The 17420-nt window shown below is 70.5% G+C and carries 21 protein-coding genes; 12 read left to right on the top strand and 9 right to left on the bottom strand.

What is annotated here, in order from left to right; all coding sequences use genetic code 11:
* Positions 1–68: 68 nt before the first annotated feature.
* Both ACFVW6_RS23600 and ACFVW6_RS23595 read left to right on the top strand, forming a co-directional pair.
* Positions 69–1385: a bifunctional o-acetylhomoserine/o-acetylserine sulfhydrylase gene (locus ACFVW6_RS23600; RefSeq protein WP_355271540.1), complete on the top strand. Its 1317-nt coding sequence runs from the start codon at positions 69–71 to the stop codon at positions 1383–1385.
* Positions 1382–2530 carry a homoserine O-acetyltransferase gene (locus ACFVW6_RS23595; protein WP_378829827.1) on the top strand — a complete coding sequence of 383 codons (1149 nt, stop codon included), beginning with the start codon at positions 1382–1384 and terminating at the stop codon, positions 2528–2530. The genes ACFVW6_RS23600 and ACFVW6_RS23595 overlap by 4 nt, the downstream gene beginning before the upstream one ends.
* Positions 2531–2543: 13 nt before the next feature.
* Here the strand turns inward: ACFVW6_RS23595 and ACFVW6_RS23590 are convergent, their stop codons facing one another.
* Positions 2544–3188 carry a TetR/AcrR family transcriptional regulator gene (locus ACFVW6_RS23590; RefSeq protein ID WP_378829824.1) on the bottom strand — a complete coding sequence of 215 codons (645 nt, stop codon included), beginning with the start codon at positions 3186–3188 and terminating at the stop codon, positions 2544–2546.
* Between the two features lie 152 nt (positions 3189–3340).
* Between ACFVW6_RS23590 and ACFVW6_RS23585 the strand changes: the two genes are divergently transcribed.
* Positions 3341–4297, top strand: coding sequence for an oxygenase MpaB family protein (locus ACFVW6_RS23585; protein WP_378829822.1), 957 nt, complete (start codon positions 3341–3343; stop codon positions 4295–4297).
* A 17-nt stretch (positions 4298–4314) separates the two neighbouring features.
* On the opposite strand, the gene ACFVW6_RS23580 is transcribed toward ACFVW6_RS23585, so the two are convergent.
* Complete coding sequence (locus tag ACFVW6_RS23580; protein WP_378829820.1) at positions 4315–4692, bottom strand: winged helix-turn-helix transcriptional regulator; 378 nt, start codon at positions 4690–4692, stop codon at positions 4315–4317.
* 69 nt (positions 4693–4761) lie between these two features.
* On the opposite strand from ACFVW6_RS23580, the gene ACFVW6_RS23575 reads away from it, so the two are divergent.
* Positions 4762–5403: a nitroreductase family protein gene (locus ACFVW6_RS23575; RefSeq protein ID WP_378829818.1), complete on the top strand. Its 642-nt coding sequence runs from the start codon at positions 4762–4764 to the stop codon at positions 5401–5403.
* On the opposite strand, the gene ACFVW6_RS23570 is transcribed toward ACFVW6_RS23575, so the two are convergent.
* Positions 5396–5722 (bottom strand): DUF3017 domain-containing protein, encoded by a 327-nt coding sequence (locus ACFVW6_RS23570; protein WP_019045205.1) that lies wholly within the window; start codon positions 5720–5722, stop codon positions 5396–5398. The two genes, ACFVW6_RS23575 and ACFVW6_RS23570, sit on opposite strands and share 8 nt — an antisense overlap.
* Positions 5723–5821: 99 nt before the next feature.
* Here ACFVW6_RS23570 and ACFVW6_RS23565 point away from each other — a divergent pair, with 99 nt between their 5' ends.
* The 6 genes from ACFVW6_RS23565 to ACFVW6_RS23540 all read left to right on the top strand — a co-directional run bounded on the left by ACFVW6_RS23565 (position 5822) and on the right by ACFVW6_RS23540 (position 7740).
* The gene (locus tag ACFVW6_RS23565) at positions 5822–6286 is read left to right on the top strand and encodes a tRNA (cytidine(34)-2'-O)-methyltransferase (RefSeq protein WP_355271530.1); all 465 of its coding nucleotides are present in this window, start codon (positions 5822–5824) and stop codon (positions 6284–6286) included.
* Positions 6287–6379: 93 nt separating this feature from the next.
* On the top strand, positions 6380–6607 hold the full coding sequence (locus ACFVW6_RS23560) for an AbrB/MazE/SpoVT family DNA-binding domain-containing protein (protein WP_378829815.1): 228 nt from the start codon (positions 6380–6382) through the stop codon (positions 6605–6607).
* A complete protein-coding gene (locus ACFVW6_RS23555; RefSeq protein WP_378829813.1) occupies positions 6597–6719 on the top strand; it encodes a hypothetical protein in 123 nt (40 codons plus the stop codon). The genes ACFVW6_RS23560 and ACFVW6_RS23555 overlap by 11 nt, the downstream gene beginning before the upstream one ends.
* 69 nt (positions 6720–6788) lie before the next feature.
* Positions 6789–7061 (top strand): type II toxin-antitoxin system VapC family toxin, encoded by a 273-nt coding sequence (locus ACFVW6_RS23550; RefSeq protein ID WP_378829811.1) that lies wholly within the window; start codon positions 6789–6791, stop codon positions 7059–7061.
* Positions 7062–7103: 42 nt separating this feature from the next.
* Positions 7104–7343 (top strand): antitoxin, encoded by a 240-nt coding sequence (locus ACFVW6_RS23545; protein WP_365010866.1) that lies wholly within the window; start codon positions 7104–7106, stop codon positions 7341–7343.
* A complete protein-coding gene (locus ACFVW6_RS23540) occupies positions 7333–7740 on the top strand; it encodes a type II toxin-antitoxin system VapC family toxin (protein ID WP_357346581.1) in 408 nt (135 codons plus the stop codon). The genes ACFVW6_RS23545 and ACFVW6_RS23540 overlap by 11 nt, the downstream gene beginning before the upstream one ends.
* Positions 7741–7743: 3 nt before the next feature.
* On the opposite strand, the gene ACFVW6_RS23535 is transcribed toward ACFVW6_RS23540, so the two are convergent.
* The 5 genes from ACFVW6_RS23535 to ACFVW6_RS23515 all read right to left on the bottom strand — a co-directional run bounded on the left by ACFVW6_RS23535 (position 7744) and on the right by ACFVW6_RS23515 (position 14027).
* Entirely contained in the window at positions 7744–7971 is a 228-nt protein-coding gene (locus ACFVW6_RS23535) for a DUF167 domain-containing protein (RefSeq protein ID WP_378829807.1), read from the bottom strand.
* Positions 7931–8881, bottom strand: coding sequence for a DUF4349 domain-containing protein (locus ACFVW6_RS23530; RefSeq protein ID WP_378829805.1), 951 nt, complete (start codon positions 8879–8881; stop codon positions 7931–7933). Before ACFVW6_RS23530 ends, ACFVW6_RS23535 begins: the two co-directional genes overlap by 41 nt.
* A gap of 54 nt (positions 8882–8935) precedes the next feature.
* A complete protein-coding gene (locus ACFVW6_RS23525) occupies positions 8936–9928 on the bottom strand; it encodes a M48 family metalloprotease (protein ID WP_378829803.1) in 993 nt (330 codons plus the stop codon).
* Between the two features lie 78 nt (positions 9929–10006).
* On the bottom strand, positions 10007–13510 hold the full coding sequence (locus ACFVW6_RS23520; protein WP_378829801.1) for an error-prone DNA polymerase: 3504 nt from the start codon (positions 13508–13510) through the stop codon (positions 10007–10009).
* 61 nt (positions 13511–13571) lie between these two features.
* Positions 13572–14027 (bottom strand): hypothetical protein, encoded by a 456-nt coding sequence (locus ACFVW6_RS23515; protein WP_355271522.1) that lies wholly within the window; start codon positions 14025–14027, stop codon positions 13572–13574.
* Between the two features lie 132 nt (positions 14028–14159).
* Here ACFVW6_RS23515 and ACFVW6_RS23510 point away from each other — a divergent pair, with 132 nt between their 5' ends.
* Positions 14160–15131, top strand: coding sequence for an SDR family NAD(P)-dependent oxidoreductase (locus ACFVW6_RS23510; protein WP_378829799.1), 972 nt, complete (start codon positions 14160–14162; stop codon positions 15129–15131).
* Between the two features lie 82 nt (positions 15132–15213).
* Positions 15214–16434: a cytochrome P450 gene (locus ACFVW6_RS23505; RefSeq protein WP_378829796.1), complete on the top strand. Its 1221-nt coding sequence runs from the start codon at positions 15214–15216 to the stop codon at positions 16432–16434.
* Here ACFVW6_RS23505 and ACFVW6_RS23500 read toward each other — a convergent pair.
* Complete coding sequence (locus ACFVW6_RS23500) at positions 16414–17337, bottom strand: sucrase ferredoxin (RefSeq protein ID WP_378829794.1); 924 nt, start codon at positions 17335–17337, stop codon at positions 16414–16416. The genes ACFVW6_RS23505 and ACFVW6_RS23500 overlap by 21 nt on opposite strands.
* Positions 17338–17420 lie beyond the last annotated feature (83 nt).

Here is a 17420-nt window from a genome sequence, read left to right as displayed (position 1 = left end):
CATGTGTTGTTGTCCGTCGATCCAACCCATCTGACGCGATACCCCGGCGAACAACCCTGGAGCTTTTCATGACCGACTCTGCCCTGCCCGAGAACTGGTCCTTCGAGACCAAGCAGATCCACGCGGGCCAGGCCCCCGACGCGGCCACCAACGCGCGGGCGCTGCCGATCTACCAGACCACCTCCTACACCTTCCGCGACACCGATCACGCCGCCGCGCTGTTCGGGCTCGCCGAGCCGGGCAACATCTACACCCGGATCATGAACCCCACCCAGGACGCGGTCGAGCAGCGCGTCGCCGCGCTCGAGGGTGGCGTCGCGGCGCTGCTGCTGGCCTCGGGCCAGGCCGCCGAGACCTTCGCGATCCTGAACCTCGCCAACGCGGGCGACCACATCGTGTCCAGCCCGCACCTCTACGGCGGCACGTACAACCTGTTCCACTACTCGCTGCCCAAGCTCGGCATCGAGGTCTCCTTCGTCGAGGATCCCGACGACCTGGCGCAGTGGCAGGCCGCCATCCGGCCCAACACCAAGGCGTTCTACGGCGAGACCATCGCCAACCCCAGCAGCGCCGTGTTCGACATCCCCGGCATCGCCGAGATCGCGCACAAGGCGGGCATCCCGCTGATCGTCGACAACACCGTCGCGACCCCGTACCTGATCCAGCCGCTGGCCCACGGCGCCGACATCGTCGTGCACTCGGCGACCAAGTACCTGGGCGGCCACGGCGCCGCGGTGGCCGGCGTGATCGTCGACGGCGGCACCTTCGATTGGACCGTGCGTGACGCCGACGGCAACGCCCGCTTCCCCGGTTTCACCGAGCCCGACCCCAGCTACCACGGCGCGGTATTCGCCGACCTGGGCGCGCCCGCGTTCGCGCTCAAGGCCCGCGTGCAGTTGCTGCGCGACCTGGGCGCTGCGGTGTCGCCGTTCAACGCGTTCCTCATCGCCCAGGGCATCGAGACGCTGAGCCTGCGGGTCGAGCGGCACGTGGCCAACGCCGAGGCCGTGGCGAAGTTCGTCGCCGAGCAGCCGGGCGTCGAGGCCGTCCACTACGCGGGTCTGGAGACCTCGCCGTGGCACGCGCGGGCCAAGCAGCTGGCGCCCAAGGGCGCGGGCGCGATCGTCGCGTTCGAGCTGCGCGGCGGTGTCGACGCGGGCAAGAAGTTCGTGGACGCGCTCAGCCTCCACAGCCATGTCGCTAACATCGGTGATGTGCGTTCTCTCGTGATTCACCCGGCGTCCACCACGCACTCGCAGCTGACGCCCGAGGAGCAGCTGGCTTCCGGCGTCACTCCGGGGCTGGTCCGGCTCGCCGTGGGCATCGAGGGAATCGACGACATCCTGGCGGATCTGCGCGCCGGTTTCGCGGCGGCGAACACGTGACTGTGAGCACCGAATCGCCGATCGCCCGTCCCGCAACCGGGGTGGCCCTGCTGCCACCGCCGGACGGGCGACTCGGCGTGGTCGCCATCGGGGAGGTGGCGCTGGAGAACGGCGCCGTCGTCCCCGATGTGCGGCTGGCGGTGCAGCGCTGGGGTGAGCTCTCGCCCACGCTCGACAACGTGGTGCTCGTCGAGCACGCCCTCACCGGCGACTCGCACGTCATCGCCAGCGCCGACAACGCCCAGCCCGGCTGGTGGGAGGGCATGGTCGGCCCCGGCGCGCCGATCGACACCGACGAGTGGTGTGTGATCGCGACGAACGTGCTCGGCGGCTGCAAGGGCAGCACCGGACCGTCCTCGCTCGCGCCCGACGGCGCGCCGTGGGGTTCCCGCTTTCCCGACCTGACCATTCGTGACCAGGTCACCGCCGAGGCGCGGCTGCTCGATCTGTTCGGGATCGAGCGGCTGGCCGCCGTCGTCGGCGGGTCGATGGGCGGCATGCGGGTGCTGGAGTGGATTGTCGGACAGCCGGGACGGGCCGCGGCCGCGCTGGTGCTGGCCGTCGGCGCCCGCGCCACCGCCGACCAGATCGGTACCCAGACCACCCAGATGGCCGTCATCAAGGCCGACCCCGACTGGCAGGACGGCGATTACCACGGCACCGGCCGCGCGCCGATGACCGGCATGGGCCTGGCCCGGCGCATCGCGCACCTGACCTACCGCACCGAGGGCGAGCTCGACCACCGCTTCACCAATCGCCCCCAGGGCGACGAGGATCCGTGGACGGGCGGGCGCTACGCGGTGCAGAGCTACCTCGAGCACCAGGCCGAGAAGCTGTGTCAGCGCTTCGATCCGGCCACCTATGTGCTGCTCAGCGAGGCCATGAACCGCCACGACATCGGCCGCGGCCGGGGCGGGGTCGCCGCGGCGCTGGCCGCGACGACGGTGCCGGTCGTGGTGGGCGGCGTCGATTCCGATCGGCTCTACCCGCTGCACACCCAGGCCGAGCTGGCCGAGGGGCTGCCGGGCTGCGCCGGGCTCGAGATCGTGCACTCGCGCGACGGGCACGACGGCTTCCTCACCGAGGCCGCCGCGGTGTCCAAGCTGCTCACCGAGACCATGCGGCTGGCCCGCGAGAACCGCTGACGCCCGGGCTTTCTCAGTCCCGCGTCGTCCCGGCCAGCAGCGTCATGATCGATCGCACGTAGTCCTGGAGCCGTTCGCGCGGATACTCCTGCGGCTCGCTGACCGCGAGCCTGCCGAGCATCTCGGCGACGGTGAGGGTCGAGTTCGCGAGGAGTCCCGCGTCCATCGACGACCAGCGCGGCGACATCGCGATACCGACGCGGACCAGCGATTCCGCGCGGGCGAGGATATCAGCGCGCGCCGTCCGCAGCGCGTCGCGGTATTCGTCCGGCGCGCTCGCCGGGGTCGCCAGGATCAGCCGCCAGCGGGTCGGATTCGCCAGTGCCACACCGACGAACGCCTCCACCGTCGCCGAGGCGGCGGCGAGCGGCTCGGTGTCGAGCAGATCCGCGGGCAGGGTGTCGGCGATCTGTTCCAGGCCGCGTTCCCGCTCCCGTTCCAGCAGCGCCTCGACGAGCTCGGCGCGGGTCTTGAACACGGTGTAGAGCACCGGCTTGCCGACGCCTGCCTCCTGCGCAACGGCCTCCATGCTCAGCTCGTGCAGTTCCATCCGCCCGAGCACGGTGAACGCGGCGTCGAGGAGCTGCGCCCGGCGCTCGTGCGGTGGCAGGCGCGGGGCATAGCGGCGCCGCGGTCGTTGTTCCTGCGTCGCGGTCACGCGCTCCTCCTGTCGTCGTCTGGACGATACCCCGCCCGCGGGCCCCCGGTATCAATCCTACGCAACCGTTGTATTCATTTCGCGTGATTGCTACGGTGGTGTTGTATTCATGCGCGAGGGACGTCCTCGGCAACTGCAAAGGAGCAGGTGCAATGGCATTCGATCCGTCGACTCTGCGGCGCGACGACTACGGCTTCTTCGGGCCGGATTCCCCCACCTGGAAGGTGTGGGCGGCGCCGACCGCGCTGATCGGCTTCCAGCGCGCGGTGACGCTCGAGCACTTCGATCCGTTCCTCACCGCCGCGGTGGCCGATTCGCACGGGATCTACGACAATCCCGCCACCCGCCTGGACCACACGTTGTCCTACTTCCTGCTGGTCGCGCTCGGCGACGGCCGCACCGCCATCCAGGCCGCCGAGCACCTGATGAAGGTGCACGCGCCGATGACGGGCATCGAACCGATCAGCGGCAAGCGCTACAGCGCCAACAATCCCGACTCGCAGCTGTGGATCCACGTCACCGGCTGGCATTCGGTCCTCAAGGCCTACGAGATGTTCGGCCCCGGCCCGCTGAGCCCCGCCGAGGAGGACCGGTACTGGGCCGAGTGCGTGATCGCCGCCGAACTCCAGACCTGCAAACCCGAGGATGTGCCGCGCAATCGCGACGAGGTGCGCGCCTACTTCGCGCGGGTCCGGCCGCAGCTGTGCGTCAGCGAACGGGCAGTGCGGGCCATGCACTTCCTGCTGTGGCCGTCGGTGGACAAGGGCATGACGTTCGCGGTCGGCGGCCGGGTGCTGTCACTGGCGACGATCGCCACGCTGCCCGCCTGGATGCGCAAGCTCGGCCGGTTCGACCTGCCCGGCATCGTCGACGCGTCGGCCCGGCTGCCCTGGAAAGCGCTCGTGTGGGCCACCGCGCTCCGTGGCAATCGCGGGCTGATCCTGGCCAGCCCGTTCGTCGCGAAGATGACCGGGCAGATCCTGGCGGCCCACACCGCCGCAGGCACGCCGCGCACCCCGGCGACGATCAGCCCGGCCGACGCCCGCGAGCGCTACAGCAGCACCGGCACCCGCAGCCTGTGGGAACACCGGGTCACCGAGTCCGCCTGAGCGACAGGCCCGGCGCCTCAGCCAGACGTCGCGCACCGGGCCCGCTCGATCCGGTTGATATTCGTCTCGACCCACTCCCGCAGCGCCGCGATCGGCTCCCGCAGGCTGTGCCCGAGTTCGGTGAGGGTGTACTCGACCCGCGGCGGCACCGTGGGATACACCGTGCGCGCGACGAATCCGTCGTGCTCGAGCTGACGCAGGGTCTGGGTGAGCATCTTCTGCGAGATGCCGTCGATGCGCCTGCGCAGGTCGGTGTAGCGCAGGGTGCCGTCGGCGAGGGCGTCGACGATCAGCACCGTCCACTTGCCCGCGATGTGGTCGAGGACCTCGCGGGTCGGGCATTTGGCCGAGTAGACGTCGGCGGGCAGGCCGGTGGCCTCGTGAATCGTGCGCACCTCGCCGAGTCTAACGCACAAAAAGGTGCCTACTTCCCAAAGGAGAGTGACTCTCCGATAGTAGGAATCATGAGCACACAGACACTTTCGGTCACCGAAGCCATCCACACCCGCCGGACTGTCCGCCACTACCGGCCCGATCCGCTCGACCCCGCGCTGCTCGACGAACTGCTCGACCTGGCGGTGCAGGCGCCGAGCGCCTGGAACATGCAGGACCGCTCGATCGTCGTCGTCACCAGCGAGGCGGGGCGCACGGCGCTGTCGGAGGCGGCGTTCGGTCAGCCGCAGCCGCTGGAGGCGCCCGCGGTACTGGTGTTCGTCGCCGATCCGGGGGCCTGGACCGGGACCAATGCCGACATCGCCGAGCAGGCGACACGGAACGGGGCGTGGAACGAGCAGTTCCTGGCGAAGTTCGACTCGCGCGCCGACTACCACTCGATGCGCGAGCGCGGTCTGCTGCGGGAGAACGCCGTGAAGAACGCGATGATCGCCGCCACCTACGTGATGCTCGCCGCGACCGGGCTCGGGCTCGATTCCGCGCCGATGAACGGCTGGGACGAAGCGCTGGTGAAGCAGGCGATCGGCATCGACGCCGACGCCGAGCCCGCGATCGCGGTGCTGGTCGCCGTCGGCTACGGCACGGGCACCCCGCCGCACCCCGGCCGCAGGCCGCGGGAGCGCGCGGTGTTCACCGAGCGCTATCTCAGCTGACGCCGAGGGTGTTGATGGTGGCGGCGAGGAAGACGATGGCGCTGCCGAGAGCGGTCAGGGTGGCCACGTCGAACGGTCGGCTGCGGACGGCGAGCAGGCCGACCTGCACCGTCGGCAGGCACAGCCGGAAGGCGGCGGCCACCAGGGCCGCGCTGCCGAAGATGATCGCCCCGCGCCGCCACCGATCCCAGGCGACGAACACGACCGCGACCAAGATCAGCGCACTCACCACGGTCATCGGCAGGTGACTGCGCAGGTACTGCTCCCCCGCGCTCAACCGCACGACCCGATGCTTCCCGGTCGTCTCCGCCTTGTTCACGGCCCCGATTGTTCCAGACGCGCTCGCCGGGCGGGCGCCCCGCGCCCGATCGGTGGGGCGAGCCGAGCGCGCGCGCCCGGCATGACAGAGTGATGCGCTGTGCTGCACCTGATCTTTCACAACCCCGTGATCCCCCCCAACACCGGCAACGCGATCCGGCTGGCCGCGGGAACCGGTTGCGCGCTGCATCTGATCGAACCGCTCGGCTTCGACCTCTCGGAGGCCAAACTGCGCCGGGCCGGGCTGGACTATCACGACCTCGCGGTGGTGACGGTGCATCCCGACCTGACGACAGCGCTGACGACCATCGAACCCGGCCGGGTGTTCGCCTTCACCACCCAGGCCACCACCCGCTTCACCGATGTCGCCTACCGCGACAACGACGCCCTGCTGTTCGGCACCGAACCCACCGGCCTCCCCGCCGAGGTCCTCGCCGACCCCCACATCACCGACCAGATCCGCATCCCGATGCTGCCCGGCCGCCGCTCGATGAACCTGTCCAACGCCGCCGCCGTCGCGGTCTACGAGGCCTGGCGCCAACTCGACTTCCCCGGCGCGGTATGAACTGTTGCCGCCGTCGTCCGCCCCGCACAATAGACACGTATCGCATGTAATACGTGTCTAGTCTGTCGTTCCCGAGGACGAGGGTGGTGCGCGGTGCGCTTGAACAGCAAGGGACAGGTCACGATTCCCGCCGAGCTCCGGCGGAAGTTCGCTTTCGAAGAAGGCGATGAGGTCGAGGTGATCGAGGTCGGCAACGCACTGCAGATCGTGCGCAGCGAGGGCGCACAGCGCCGCGGAAAGCGGCTGACCGGACACATGCGCGGCCGGGCGACAACGGGCATGAGCACGGACGAACTCATGGAGCTCTTCCGTGGCGACTAGCGACCGCGGCGCCGGTCGTCCACTGCGACTGGCCGATGAGCAGCCCATCACCCTGGTGGACTCGTGCGTCCTTCTCGATGTGCTCACCGATGACCCCGAGTGGGCGGACTGATCGGACGACGCGCTGGCCGAAGCTCGAGATGCCGGACCGACCGTCATCAATCCGATCATCTACGCCGAGGTGGCGGGCGGATTCGACACCATCGAGGACCTCGATGACGCCCTTCCGGAGACCGATCTCGAGCGAATCCCGCTGCCGTTCCAGGCCGGATTCGTGGCCAGCAAGGCGTTCGTCGCCTACCGGCGGCGAGGCGGGGAGAAGCGCAGCCCACTCCCGGATTTCTACATCGGAGCGCATGCGGCGTATTCGGGCTACCGGCTGCTCACGCGAGACGCCACCCGATTCCGCACCTACTTTCCGCGGGTGCCGCTGATCACTCCCGACGGCGAGTAGTCAAAGGTCGATCTGGCGCTGTTTCAGCGCTAAAATAGCGCTATGGCTACCATCCAGGTCAGGGACATTCCCGACGAGGTCGCCGAGGTGTTCCGCCGACGCGCCGAAGCCGAGGGCATGTCGTTGCAGGCGTACATGCGACGAGAGTTGATCGCCGCCGCCCGTCGCCGTTCGAAGACCGAGGCGATGGCGGCCATTCGCGAAGCGCTGGAGCGCGATTCGAGCGCGGGCGCCGACCGGGAGTCGATCCTGAGCGCTTTGGACGACGCCCGTGGCGAGTGACGAGTATGTGCTCGACGCGTCGGCCGCCTCGACAGCGCTGCTGCGCAAGGACGCCGTCGGGATCGCCGTCGGGCGGTTGATCGAGACCAGCACCTGTCACGCGCCGCATCTCATCGACGCGGAGGTCGGCAATGTGCTGCGCCGCCATGAGCGCAAGGGCCTGATCGACCCCGATACCGCGACGATCGGCCTGCGCATGCTGGCGACGATGGTCGATCGGCGGTATGCCCACCAGGGCTGGCTCAGCGAGCAGGCCTGGCTGCTCCGCCACACGATCACGTTCTACGACGGACTCTATGCCGCGCTGGCGGCACGGCTCGATGTGCCGCTGCTCACCAGCGACGCGCGGCTGAGCAAGGCGCCGGGGTTGCCGTGCCGGGTCGAAGTGATCGACTGAGCGTCAGCCGTCGACGTCGAAGCGTTTGAAGCGGGAGGTGGCGCCGCCGGTCAACCGCACCGCCGACTTGGCGACGCCGAAGTGGTCGGCGAGGAGTTCGATGGCGGCCCTGTTGGCCTTGCCCTCGACGGCCGGGGCTCGGACGTAGAGGGTGAGGGTGCCGTCGTCGGCGACTTCGACCAGCGGGCCTTTACGGCTGTTCGGCTTGATCGTCGCCCGGACGGTCGGCATCGGTCGGTTCCTCCTTCGGTCCGGCGGCGGGCGCGGCCGCGGTGGCCTTCGCGACGGGGCGGCGACGGCGCAGGGCGGTCCGCAGCACCAGCCAGATCGCGCCGCCGAGGACGGCGAGGAAGCCGAGCCACGGCAGGGCCTTGCCCAGGAAGACGATCGCGTCCTGGAGCCAGTCGATCAGCGAGTTCCAGCCGGCGACGATGCCGTCCCAGAAGTTGTCCGGGTCGCCGGGGGCGTCCTTGTCGTCGGCGGTGAAGGTGATGGTGAGCGTGGACAGCGCGACCTGGTCGTCGAGGGAGCGCTTCTGCGCGGTGAGGCTGTCGAGTTCACCCTGCCTGCTCGCCAGCGCCTCCTCGGCGGCGATCAGGTCGGCGGTGTTGGTCGCGCCCGCCATGAGCGCGCGCAACCGGTCGACGGAGGCGCGCAGGGCGCTGATGCGGGCGTCGAGGTCCTGCCACTGCATGGTGACGTCGTCGCGGTTGGTGCTCACCCTGGTGACGGTGCCGACCCCGTCGAGTCCGGTGATGAAGGCGTCGGTCTTGTCCGCGGGCACCCGCACACTGAGCACGGCGCGCGGCGTGCGGTCGTCGGTCCCCGGCTGTTCGGTGCGGCTGTCGATCCGCCCGCCGAGCACCCGCACCTGCTCGGTGACCTCCGCTGCCGCCCCGATCGGATCACCCGAGGTCACGTCGACCGACCCGGTGATCACCTCTTTCCGGTCCGAATCCGGCGGCGCCGGACTCTCTTTCGCCGGCGCCCCCTCCCGAAACCCGGGCGCCACCGCCGCGGCGGGCCCCGAAACCGTCGGCGAGGACGCCTGATCAGCCGGACTCCCGCTCCCGTCGTCCCCACACCCGGCCAGGAACAGCAGCCCGAGCACCCCGATCATCACCACGGCAAGCTTGCGCATGATCGCAGCGTAATCCGCCGACCGCCCGTGCGGGCGCACCCGCGGATCTCTAGGTCAGCGGGGGCGGGTGGTGTAGCGGTCGAGTTCGGCGAGGCGGGCGTCGAGGTGGGGGTGGGTGGAGAGGAGGGTGGGGACCTCGCCGGAGCGGGTGGGGTTGTTCGGGTGGTGGTGCAGGGTGTGCAGGACGACGCGGAACTCGGCGAGATAGCCGAGGTCGGCGACGACGCGGTCGGCGAGGTATTCGCCGCGCTGCCACAGCTGGGGGCGGATCAGCAACTGGAGGGCGGCGACGCTCAGGGCGATGGCGGCGGTCCAGGGGCCGAGGAGCAGGGCGAAGGCCACGAAGACCAGGCAGGCCGCGCAGCCGTAGGCCAGCACGGCGGGGGCGGCGAGGAGTGTGGTCGCGGTGACCAGGCCCAGGTACGACCAGCGCAGGGACGCGATCACCCGGTCCGAGGTGACCGTCAGGCGCGGGAGCGCCCGTCCCATGAGCAGGTCGGCGGGCGCGAAGAGGGCACGGACCAGCCATTCGAACGGCCTTCGGTACCACCAGATCACGTATCGCCAGGTCGCGGTGCCCTGGAGCCGGTGCCCGAGTTCGTGGGCGAGCAGCGCTTCGAGCTGGTGCTGGGTGAACGTGTCGACGGCCTGCCGGGTGACGGACAACTGCCCGCCGGAGTGCAGGGCGCCGTTCACCGCACCGGAATTCATCACCCACACCCTGGCGGTGTCGACGGGCAGACCCGCGGTGGCGGTGACGTTCACCCACGCGCGACGCACCCGGTCGTGTTCGTCCGGCAGGTGCTGCGCCGACCACTGCGCCATCGCCGCCAGCACGAGCCGGCGCCACCACAGCACCAGCGGACCCGACCCCAGCCACAGTCCAAGGACCAGCACCGCGACCCAGTTCGCCAGCAGCGCGGCGGTTCCCACCAGCAGCCAGCCGCTGAGCACCAGCGACGGCAGCGAGGCGAGCAGCTCCGCCACGGCCCAGCGGTAGCCCTGCCGGTACGTCACCGACAGGCTGTTCGGTTCGGAGTTCGACATGTGGCCCCCACGCTCGATGGCCTCACTTCCTTGATACCGCAGCGACTCCCGGATGTCCGGCATCGATTCGGCTGCTGATCAACGGAAGTCGCGGGAGCGGGCGGCGATCGTGAGGTCGAGGTGTTCGAGGTGGTCGGCGAGGACACTGGCCGCGCCCTCGGCGTTCTGGACGCGGCCACGGATCAGCAGGGCGGTGGCGTTCTGGGCCAGGCGGCGGTAGCGGGCCCAGAGGCCGACCGAGCAGACGACATTGACCATGCCGGTCTCGTCTTCCAGATTGAGGAAGGTGACGCCCGCCGCGGTGGCGGGACGCTGACGATGGGTGACCGCGCCCGCGACCAGGATGCGGGTGCCGTCCTCGACCAGCAGCAGGTCGCACGCCGGGACGACGCCGAGCGAGTTCAGGTGCGCGCGCAGGAATTCGGTGGGATAGCTGCCGGGTGAGATGCCGCTGGCCCACACGTCGGCGGCGGCGAGCTCGAGTGCGCTCATGCCGGGCAGCGCCGGGGCGACGGTCGCCGGGCCGGTGCCGGGCAGCAGGTGTGGACGCTCCCCCGCCGCGGCCCCGGCGGCCCACAGCGCGGCCCGGCGCACGCTGCTACCGCGGTCGGTGACCGGTGGCTCCTCCGGTCGGGTGGCACCCTCGGCGCTACGCCGGGACCGCGCGTCGACCAGAGTGTCCAGCGCACCCGCGGTGGCGAGCGATTCCGCCTGCGCGACAGTCAGTTCCACACGACCGGTCAGATCGAGCATCGACGTGTACGGACCCGACGCGCCACGTTCGGCGACGATGCGATCGGCGAGATCGGCGCCGATGTGCCGGACCCCGGCCAGCCCGAGCCGGATCTCGGTGCCCGCGTTCTCCAGGGTGGCCTCGGCCAGGCTGGCGTTGATGTCGGGCCCGTGCACGCGCACACCGTGGCGCCGGGCGTCGGCGACCAGTGACTGCGGGGAGTAGAAGCCCATCGGCTGGGCGCGCAGCAGTCCGGCGCAGAACGCCGCCGGGTGGTGCAGCTTGAACCAGGACGAATAGAACACGATCGAGGCGAAGCTCTGCGAATGGCTCTCCGGGAAGCCGAAATTGGCGAAGGCGTAGAGCTTCTCGTAGATCCGGTCGGCGACCGCGCCGGTGATGCCGTGCAGGTCGCGCATGCCCTGGTAGAGGCGGTCCTTGAGCCGTTCCATCTTCTCCGGCGAGCGCTTGGAGCCCATGGCGCGGCGCAGCTGATCGGCTTCGGCGGGGGTGAAACCGGCCACGTCGATGGCCATCTGCATCAGCTGTTCCTGGAACAGCGGCACCCCGAGCGTGCGGGCGAGCGAATTCTCCAGCGCCGGATGATCGCAGCGGGGCTCCTCCAGCCCGTTCCGCCTGCGGATGTACGGGTGCACCGACCCGCCCTGGATGGGGCCGGGCCGGATCAGCGCCACCTCCACCACCAGGTCGTAGAAGGTGCGCGGCTTCAGCCGGGGCAGCGTCGCCATCTGCGCGCGCGACTCCACCTGGAACACCCCGATCGAATCGGCGCGCTGCAACATCTCGTAGACGGCGGGTTCGGCGAGATCGAGCGCGTGCAGTTCGACCGTCTCGCCCTTGTGCTCGCGCACCAGGTCGATCATGTAGTGCAGCGCCGAGAGCATGCCGAGACCGAGCAGGTCGAACTTCACCAGGCCGACGGCGGCGCAATCGTCCTTGTCCCACTGCAGCACGCTGCGCCCCGCCATCCGCGCCCACTCCACCGGGCAGACGTCGGCGATCGGCCGATCGCAGATCACCATGCCGCCGGAGTGGATGCCCAGATGCCGTGGCAGGCCGTCGAGTTCGCCCGCGAGTTCGAGTACCGGCGCCGGGATATCGGTGCCCTGCTCCGCCGACACCCCCGACCAGCGGCTCACCTGCTTGCTCCAGGCGTCCTGCTGCCCCGGCGAGAACCCGAGCGCCCGTGCGGCATCGCGCACCGAGGACTTGCCGCGATAGGTGATGACGTTCGCCACCTGGGCGGCGTAGTCGCGGCCGTACTTGGCGTAGACGTGCTGGATGGCCTCCTCGCGCCGATCGGATTCGATGTCGACGTCGATGTCGGGCGGCCCGTCGCGCTCGGTGGACAGGAACCGCTCGAACAGCAGGTTGTTGCGCACCGGATCGACATTGGTGATGCCGATGGCGTAGCAGACCGCGGAGTTGGCGGCCGAGCCCCGGCCCTGGCACAGGATGTCGTTCTTCTTGCAGAAGGCGACGATGTCGTGCACCACCAGGAAGTACCCGGGGAAGGTCATCTTCTGGATCACCGCGAGCTCGTGCTCGATCTGCGCGTACGCCTTCGGATTCCGCTCCGGTGGACCGTAGCGCTCCGCCGCGCCGCGATAGCTCAGCTCGCGCAGCCAGGAGTCTTCGTCGTGCCCGGCGGGGACGTCGAACGGCGGCAGCTTCGGGGCGATCAGGCGCAGGTCGAAGGCGCACTCGCGGGCCAGTTCCACCGCGTTGGTCACCGCGTGCGGATGCTCGGCGAACAGCGCGGCCATCTCCGCGCCGGACCGCAGATGCGCGCCGCCGGTGGACGGGAGCCAGCCCGCCATCGCGTCGAGACTGCTCCTGGCCCGGATCGCGGCCAGCGCCATGGCCCGGCGGCGCTGGGCGGGCGCGGCGAAATGCGCGCCGGTGGACGCCAGGACCGGCAGCCCGACGCGATCGGCGAGCGCGACCAGGTAGTCGTTGCGCTCGTCGTCGGTGGCGATGCCGTGGTGGGTGAGCTCGACGCTCACCCGGTCGGCGCCGAAGCGCTCGATCAGCTCCCGCAGGGCCGCTTCGGCTTTCGGGAGCGCGGTATCGCCCGCGTGGAGGTCCTGTGCCACGGCCAGGCGCAGCTGCCCCTTCCGGCACCCGGTCAGGATGTGCCAGTGCCCGGCCGCGGCCGCGGTGAGCGTGTCGAGGTCGTAGCGCAGGACACCCTTCTCCCCCGCCGCCATGTGCGCCGCCGACATCTGTCGCGACAGCGTGCGATAGCCCTCCTGCCCGCGCGCCAGCACCAGCAGATGCGGCCCGTGCGGGTCGGGAGTTCCCGTGCGCGGCAGTGTGTCCGGGGCGTTCTCGTGTCCGCCCGCCGCGCCCTCCGGGTCGCCGATCGGCCGTAGACCGCCCCGGGGAACAGAACGGCGCCTGACCGCATCCCCTCGGCCAGGCGCCGCCTCCGCATCGGTTCCCAGTGACAGTTCGGCACCGAAAACCGTTGGCATTCCCCATTCTCTGGCCGCCTCGGCGAACCGGACCGTCCCGTAGAACCCGTTGTGGTCGGTGAGCGCGAGGGCCTCCAGCCCCAACCGCACCGCCTCCTCCACCAGTTCCTCCGGCTGACTCGCGCCGTCGAGGAAGCTGTAGGCGGAGTGGGCGTGCAGCTCGGCGAAGGGCACCGTCGGCGTGGCGGGCCGGTCGACCGAATGCGCTTCGTACGCACCGCGTTTGCGCGACCAGGCCGGGCTGTCACCGCCGTCGCCGGGATGCATCTCCTCGGCGGGACGGCGAGACGGCTTGCCCGAGAGCACCCGCTCCAGTTCCGACCAGGTCGGCGGTCCGTTGCTCCAGCCCACCAGCCCACTCCTCTCCCGGCCCCCGCGTCACCTCCCCTGTCGATCGCGGTTGCCCGACCCCTCAACTCGCGGGCAAACGCTCCATCGACCTGGACTCCAGCGCGGCCTCCACATGACCGAGACCCGACCGGATCACCGCGCCGTAGGCATCGTTGGCGAGCACGTCCAGGTGCCCGCGCGCGATGGCCAGCTGCATCCGCGCCATGTCGAAATCGCCGACGCGGCGGTGACTGTCGGCCAGGTTCAGATACAGCGAGGGCAGGAACCCGCGCAGCCCCTCGTCCAGCGGGATGCCCGGCCCGAACACCGCGGCCAGCGCCCGCTGATCCCAGAGCAGCGCACCCTCCGGCAACTCCTGCACATCCGCCAGGTGATGCGCGATCACGCAGCGATGCAACGGGTCGCCGCCTTCCCCTACCTCGTCCCAGAGCCTGGTCAGCGCCGCGCGCGCCGCATCCGGGTCGCCACCGCCGAGCCGCACCGCGGCATAGATATCCGCCATCCGATCGTCCGCCATGCGGCCAAGTATCGCACATACGTTCGAACATTGGCGAGAGGCGTTCGAACATATTTTCGAGTTTTTCGCCAGGCCTGGTCCCGGAACTTACTTTGGAGTAAGTTCGAGGGAACGAGCTGCAAAGGAGCAGTGATGTCACAGGTTTCTCCCGGTGCGCAGGGTCGTCGCGGTCGGCGGCGGCGCGATCTGGCCGGCAGTCATGTCGTGATCACGGGCGCGTCGTCCGGGATCGGGCGGGCCGCCGCGCTGGCGGTCGCCGACAAGGGCGCCGTCGTCTTCCTCCTCGCCCGCCGCGGTGACGAACTGGGCGCCGTGGTCGCCGAGATCGTCGACGCGGGCGGCCGGGCCCACGGCTATCAGTGCGATGTCACCGACGCCGAGTCCGTCGAGTCGACCGTCGCGGCGATCCTCGACCAGCACGGCCACGTCGACATGCTGGTGAACAACGCGGGCCGCTCCATCCGGCGCGCCATCCACCGCTCCACCGACCGCATGCACGACTTCGAACGCACCATGGCGGTCAACTACTTCGGCGCGCTGCGGATGACCCTGGCCCTGCTGCCCCAGATGCGCGAACGCGGCTTCGGCCACATCGTCAACATCTCCAGCGCCGGCGTGCAGGTCGCCACCCCGCGCTTCTCCGCCTACCTCGCCAGCAAGGCCGCGCTGGACAAGTTCACCGAGGTCGCCGCCGTCGAAACCCTCGCCGACGGCGTCACTTTCACCACCATCCACATGCCGCTGGTGCGCACCCCGATGATCACCCCGAGCGGCGACCAGGGCCCCTCCGAATCACCGGAGTGGGCCGCCGCCACGATCGTGCGAGCGCTCACCGAGCGCCCCAAGCGCATCGATGTCCCGCTCGGCACCTTCGCCGAATACGGCGCCCTGCTCACCCCCAGGCTCCGCGACCGCATCCTGCACCGCTACTACCGCGCGCTGCCCGACTCACCCGCCGCCAAGGGCGAATCGGTCGAGTCCGCCGCACCGGCCGACGAGCCGACGGCGCCGGATCCCGCGCCGAAACCGAAGTCGCCCGCGCGCAAGGCCACCGGCAGCGCCCTCCGACGCGCCGCGCGGTGGGTACCCGGTACACACTGGTGAGTCGCGCCAAAAGTACTGTGTATCAATAGGATTCGATCATGCGTTCGGTTTCGCGGCGGCGCGGGCGGCGTAGCCTGGGATCATGGCGGCGAATCACTCGGGCCCTACGACGGTCGAGACCATCGGCAGCGATTTCTACGACGATCCGCATTCCTACTATCGACGCTGGCGCGAGCGGGGAATCGCGCATCGGGTCCGGTTCCCGGACAACATCGTGCGCTGGGTGGTGGTCGACTACGCGATCGGGCGGGGGCTGCTGGCGGACTCACGGCTGCACAAGGGCATCGCGGAACTCGCCGCGACCATGGCGAGCCGGACGGGCACGCTGGTCGACAGCCGGGCGCTGGTGCTCTCGGATCACATGCTCAACACCGACGAGCCCGGCCACACCCGGCTGCGCAAGCTGGTGAACAAGGCCTTCACCACCCGGCAGGTGGCGGTGCTGCGACCGCGCGTCCAGGAGATCACCGACGCGCTGCTCGACGGGTTCGCCGACGCGCACGAGGTGGACCTGATGGCCGCCTTCGCCAATCCGCTGCCGGTGGCGGTGATCTGCGAGCTGCTCGGGGTGCCGTTCGCCGACCGCGACCGCTTCCAGGCCTGGACCCGGCTGCTCGTCGGCGTGCACCGGCTCACCCAGGACGGCGCCACCGCCGCGATCGCGATGCACACCTACCTCTCGGAACTGGTGCGCGCCAAGCAGGAGCGGCCCGCCGACGACCTGCTCTCCCGGCTGGTCCTGGCCGACGACGACGGCGACCGGCTCACCGATCAGGAACTGGTGGCGATGGCGTTCCTGCTGCTCGTCGCCGGGCACGAGACCACGGTCAACCTGATCGGCAACGGCACCCTCGCGCTGCTGCGGGCGCCCACGCAGTGGCGGGCGCTGCTCGGCGATCCGGCCGGTGTGCCCGCGGCGATCGAGGAGTTCCTGCGGTTCGACGGCCCGGTGAACATGTCGACCGAGCGGGTGACGGCCGAGCCGATCACGGTGGGCGACATCGAGATTCCCGCGGGGGAGTTCGTCCACGTCGCGCTCGTCGGTGCCAATCGGGACCCGCTGCGTTTCCCCGATCCTGACGAATTGCGGGTCGACGGCGCGGCGGGCGGCCACCTGGCCTTCGGCCACGGCATCCATTTCTGCGTCGGCGCGCCGCTGGCCCGCCTGGAGGCCGAGATCGCCTTCACCACGCTGCTGGCCCGCTTCCCCGGGCTGACCCTGGCCCCCGGCGCGCACGATCCGCGCTATCAGACGAGCACGCTCATCCGCGGGCTGACCGAGCTACCGGTGCGCCTGCACTGACAGTTCTTCCACCGCCACGGTTTCCAGGTAGGTGGCCGGTTTCGGCGCGCCGCCGCAGCTGGCCTGCCGGGGCGGGGCGGGAACCGTCCGGGCGGTGACCCGCCAGCGGCGGCCGTCGCGGTGGGTGACGATAGCGGCGCCCGCGAGGGTGGGGTCGTCGGTGTGGCTCGGCTCGGGCTCGACGACGAGCGCGTCGGCGGGCAGTGCCGGGAACTGTTCGCGGACGGCGACTTCGGCGAGCTGACCGATCGGGTCGTAGCAGCTGCGGCCGCGCAGTCCGGCGAGGGAGACGACGCCGGTGTCGGCGGCGGCGAGCGCGGCCTCGGCGGCGGCGGTGTCGACCCGGCCGTAGGTGAGGCCGGACGGGAGCAGGACGACGGCGGGCGCGAAGCGGTGACCGCCGGTGTGCGAGGCCTCCCAGACGCGGCCGGGATGGGCGGCGGCCATGGTGGCGGCGATCGGGCGGCCGAGCCGGGCGCAGCACTGGTCGCGTTTGCCGTGCGCGCAGACCAGGACCAGCGGATCGTCCACGCGCACACCGATTCCCGGCGGCGGCCCGTCGACCAGGTGCAGGTCGATGTCGAAGAGCTGACGCAGGTCGGTGATCTCGAACCGCTCGCACCAGGAGCCCTCGGGCCGCGAGCTGACCAGCAGCACGGTGCGGGTGCCGGTGAACTCGTTGCGGCCGGGGCGGCGGATGAGGGTGGGCCGGACCTTCGCCGCGGTGGTGCGCGCGGCCAGTTCGGCGGTGATCTCCGGGCCGAGCACCTCGTCGCCGATCACGTCGTGGCCCCAGGCGCCGGGATGCTCGACGCACAGCCAGCCGGTGACGTGCGCCGCGGTGCCGAGCAGGGACAGGTCCGTCGCGGCGACCGAGCACGACATGCTCTCGAACGGGTTCATGACGGCTCCTTCCGCGACCGACGTCCGGCCGATCCGGAACAGGCGTCGTTTCACTGTAGAACCGCCCCGCCCCGCCGGTAAGG

It is taken from the genome of Nocardia sp. NPDC058244 (assembly GCF_042882065.1).
Taxonomy (GTDB): domain Bacteria; phylum Actinomycetota; class Actinomycetes; order Mycobacteriales; family Mycobacteriaceae; genus Nocardia.
Note: the sequence above shows the minus strand (reverse complement) of the source record. Positions and strands in the feature narration are given on the sequence as shown.

Coding starts and splice junctions, on each gene's coding strand:
- ACFVW6_RS23575 (WP_378829818.1), top strand. CDS start 4,762: ATGAGCACACAGACACTTTCGGTCACCGAAGCCATCCACACCCGCCGG.
- ACFVW6_RS23515 (WP_355271522.1), bottom strand. CDS start 14,027: ATGGCGGACGATCGGATGGCGGATATCTATGCCGCGGTGCGGCTCGGC.
- ACFVW6_RS23545 (WP_365010866.1), top strand. CDS start 7,104: ATGGCTACCATCCAGGTCAGGGACATTCCCGACGAGGTCGCCGAGGTG.
- ACFVW6_RS23525 (WP_378829803.1), bottom strand. CDS start 9,928: ATGTCGAACTCCGAACCGAACAGCCTGTCGGTGACGTACCGGCAGGGC.
- ACFVW6_RS23600 (WP_355271540.1), top strand. CDS start 69: ATGACCGACTCTGCCCTGCCCGAGAACTGGTCCTTCGAGACCAAGCAG.
- ACFVW6_RS23500 (WP_378829794.1), bottom strand. CDS start 17,337: ATGAACCCGTTCGAGAGCATGTCGTGCTCGGTCGCCGCGACGGACCTG.
- ACFVW6_RS23535 (WP_378829807.1), bottom strand. CDS start 7,971: ATGCCGACCGTCCGGGCGACGATCAAGCCGAACAGCCGTAAAGGCCCG.
- ACFVW6_RS23510 (WP_378829799.1), top strand. CDS start 14,160: ATGTCACAGGTTTCTCCCGGTGCGCAGGGTCGTCGCGGTCGGCGGCGG.
- ACFVW6_RS23585 (WP_378829822.1), top strand. CDS start 3,341: ATGGCATTCGATCCGTCGACTCTGCGGCGCGACGACTACGGCTTCTTC.
- ACFVW6_RS23505 (WP_378829796.1), top strand. CDS start 15,214: ATGGCGGCGAATCACTCGGGCCCTACGACGGTCGAGACCATCGGCAGC.
- ACFVW6_RS23530 (WP_378829805.1), bottom strand. CDS start 8,881: ATGCGCAAGCTTGCCGTGGTGATGATCGGGGTGCTCGGGCTGCTGTTC.